Annotated in this window: 3 protein-coding genes; 2 read left to right on the top strand and 1 reads right to left on the bottom strand. The window is 69.2% G+C overall.

The window, feature by feature from the left end; translation table 11 throughout:
- Positions 1–126: 126 nt before the first annotated feature.
- Positions 127–1,059: an NAD(P)-dependent oxidoreductase gene (locus tag IRZ30_RS16670; RefSeq protein ID WP_294086798.1), complete on the top strand. Its 933-nt coding sequence runs from the start codon at positions 127–129 to the stop codon at positions 1,057–1,059.
- A gap of 24 nt (positions 1,060–1,083) precedes the next feature.
- On the opposite strand, the gene IRZ30_RS16665 is transcribed toward IRZ30_RS16670, so the two are convergent.
- Positions 1,084–1,632: an N-acetyltransferase gene (locus IRZ30_RS16665; protein WP_294086796.1), complete on the bottom strand. Its 549-nt coding sequence runs from the start codon at positions 1,630–1,632 to the stop codon at positions 1,084–1,086.
- A gap of 279 nt (positions 1,633–1,911) precedes the next feature.
- Between IRZ30_RS16665 and IRZ30_RS16660 the strand changes: the two genes are divergently transcribed.
- Positions 1,912–3,129, top strand: a complete 1,218-nt coding sequence (locus IRZ30_RS16660) for an MFS transporter (RefSeq protein WP_294086794.1) — start codon at positions 1,912–1,914, stop codon at positions 3,127–3,129.
- Positions 3,130–3,197: the final 68 nt, after the last annotated feature.

Below are 3,197 nucleotides of genomic sequence, written 5' to 3'. Positions count from 1 at the left end.
CATGCGTCCCCCTCACCCCGGCCCCTCTCCCCAGGTGGGAGAGGTGAGCATGACACGACATGCAGTACGCAATACGGGTGACGCATGACGTGTGACGCATGACGCATATGTCGAAGGAGCGCAGCGATGGACAACAAGCGGATCGGGTTCATCGGAGTCGGCGCGATGGGGCTGCCGATGGCGCTCCGCCTGTGCCAGGCCGGCTACGACGTCGTCTTCACGAGCCGGCGGGATGAGGCCGTGGAGCGGTTGACCGCCGCGGGCGCGACCGCGGTCCCGACGCCGCTCCTGGTCGCCAGCCAGAGCGACGTGGTGATGAGTTGCCTGCCGGCGGACGATGACCTCTTCCAGGTCTTTCTCGGCCCGGACAGCGTGATTGAGAACATGCAGCCCGGCGGCACGATCATCGACTTCAGCACGACCTCACCGATGATGATCCAGCGGGTGGCGGCGGAGGCGGCCCGGCGCCAGATCCGGGTGGTGGACGCCCCGGTCAGTGGCGGTGTGTACGGCGCGGCGCGCGGGACGCTCACGCTCATGGTCGGTGCCGACAGCGCCCTCCTGGAGGAGGTGCGGCCGCTCCTGGAGGTCGTGGGGAGCAAGATCTATCACGTGGGCGACGTCGGGCTGGGCAAGGTCTTCAAGATCATCAACAACATGCTGACCGGCACCACGCTGGTACTCGTCGGGGAGGCACTGTCGCTGGCGGCCAATGCGGGTGCGGACCTCTCGCTGCTGTACGAGGTGGTCAAGTCCAGTTCCGGGAACTCGGCGGCCTGGACGGACGCCGTGCCGACGCTTCTGCGGGCCGCGGCCGAGGGGGATCAGCCTGCGCCGTCCCCCGGTTTCCGGCTCGAGTTGATGCGGAAGGACTTGAAGCTGGCCGAGGCGCTGGGGGGCGATCTGGGCACGCCGCTGGCGTTGACCTCGCTGGCGCTCCAGTTCTACACCGCTGCCTGCAGCCGGGGCATGGCTAAGGAGGACGCGAAGCAGGTCGGCCGCCTCGTCGCCCGCCTGGCCAACGCGGATCTCGCCCCGCGGGAGCGTGACGGCGCGTGACGACATCCCGTGGTACGGGCGCTCCTACGCTCCCGGTAACTCACGCCCCATAATGATGTAGGGCGCCCCGGCGGGATCGAAACGCATGGGGCCGGCGATCTGCCGCCAGCCGAGCGTGGTGTACAGGGCAATGGCGGGTTCGTTGTCCTCCTGCGTTGAGAGGGCGGCGCGCGCCTCCGTCCGGTTGCGGAGAAGTCGCTCCACCAACTCGCGGGCGATGCCGCGCCTCCGATACTCCGGAAGTACCGCTAGCTCGACGAGGACGAAACAGTCATCGAGCCAGCCGGCGGATTCGGATGGCAGCTCGGGCTCGACACGGTCGTGCCACCACTGCCCTGGGCAGGTGGTGTGCCCGTAGGCCATCGCGACTGCCTGACCGGTGCTGTCGCGGACCAGCAAGCCGGCGAAGCCCGGGTACCCGGCGTGCCGGTTGAGCATGGCGACGACGTCCACGTAGCGGGTGCTCGGATCCGGCCACACCGTGTGGTAGATGCGGGCGGCCTCCAGCAGCGCGAAACTATGTCGCTCGATTACCTCGTGCGCGACAGCGATCCCCGTCTCGGTGCTGCTCACCTGGTGGTTCTCCTCCCCTGCTCCAGTTCCCCGTCGGTGAGTATACGTCGAAGGTGGCGGGTCCTGTGCTCTGTGGTATCATCCGCGCGCTGCACGGGTTCCCGTGAGGAGCGACACGCAATGGCCGAAACCCTGCCAGGCAAGCGCGAGGCGGCCTGGTTGACCGAGCAGAGCCACAAGTCGCACACGGCACCACTGCCCTGAGAGGTTGGCGCGCAAGGGCAGTGGGAGTGGGCGCCGCATCGTTGCCCCTCCCGTCGTTGATGGGAGTGCGCTCGCATGCTCGGAGACGGATCGGCCGTCCCGCCAAAGACGGCGGCTCGCACCCTCCGTCGCTTCTACGCCTACCGGCTGAGCTGGGAAGCCAAGTTCGACAGCGCGATCTGGATCATCTACCTCCAGAGCCGCGGCTACAGTCTGGCCGAAATCGGATTGGCTGAGTCCGCGTTCCACCTGGCGCCGGTCCTGCTGGAGGTGCCGTCCGGCGCCTTGGCCGACCTGATCGGACGTCGCTGGACGCTGATGATCAGCGGGCTGCTGACGGCCACCGGGGTGGCGCTCCTTTGGCTCGCGCCGTCATTGCCGGTCGTCATGCTGGCGCTCTTTCTCTCCGGTGCCTCCTACAGCTTCGCCTCGGGCAGCGATCAGGCCTACCTCTACGACGCGCTCGGAGGCGTCCCGGAGGGGCACGCCCGCTACACCGGCATCGTCGGCCGCTTGCTGGGCGCGGCCTACGTCGTCGGGGCGGCTGCAACCTGGCTGGGAGCGGCCCTCTCGGAGGTGAGCTACGGGATCCCCTTCGCGCTGGGGATCGGCGCCGGGCTGGGTGGCGCCTGGCTGGCCGCCGGGCTGGTGGAGGCGCCCCGGCAGCGTGCCACGGCAGGTGTGCACCGGTCGATCCGCACGCATGCCGCGGAGGCGCGCGGGGTGCTGGCGCAGCGCCCCGACGTCGCCATGGTGCTGCTCCTCTCGGGCTTGTTCTGGACGGCGTCGACGGTGGCACACCTCTACCTGCAGGCAGCCCTGACGGCGCGCGGGTTGTCCAACAGCACCATCGGCCTCGTTGCCGGCATCTCCCTGCTGCTGAACGCCGCGGGTGCGGCGCTCCTCGGGCGAGTGGCGCGGCGCGGCCGCTTCGCCCGGCAATTCGCGGGTGTGACCGCGGTCGCCGGGCTTGGGCTGTCCGGCATGGCAGCCGAGCCCATCCTGCTGGCGATCGGTGCCTACCTCGTGGCGCAGATCGCATATGGGCTGGCGGAGCCCCTGCTGATCGCCTGGTTCAACCGACAGATCCCGTCGGACCAGCGGGCGACCATCCTGTCGCTCGAATCGTGGATCTTTTCGGTGGTGATGATCGGCGTCTTCCCCGTCGCCGGGACGATGGCCGAGCGGCTGGGGTGGGCCACGCTCTACCTCGCCTGCGGTGCCGTCAGCCTGGCGCTCGGCGCCGCCGTCCTCGTCGCCGCACCGCGGCGCTCCCAGACTGGTCGGGTGTGAGGCCGACGAGTGCCGGGAGCTGCACAGCTCACCGCACACCTACCGAGCGGTGGGTTTTTAACCAGTGC

The sequence above is a fragment of the Sphaerobacter sp. genome (assembly GCF_019683595.1).
Classification (GTDB): Bacteria; Chloroflexota; Chloroflexia; order Thermomicrobiales; family Thermomicrobiaceae; genus Sphaerobacter.
This window is presented reverse-complemented; position numbering and strand designations above follow the sequence as displayed.

What these genes read in the sequence shown, in the direction of transcription:
- IRZ30_RS16670 (WP_294086798.1), top strand. Translation starts at nt 127, where the DNA reads ATGGACAACAAGCGGATCGGGTTCATCGGAGTCGGCGCGATGGGGCTG.
- IRZ30_RS16660 (WP_294086794.1), top strand. Translation starts at nt 1,912, where the DNA reads ATGCTCGGAGACGGATCGGCCGTCCCGCCAAAGACGGCGGCTCGCACC.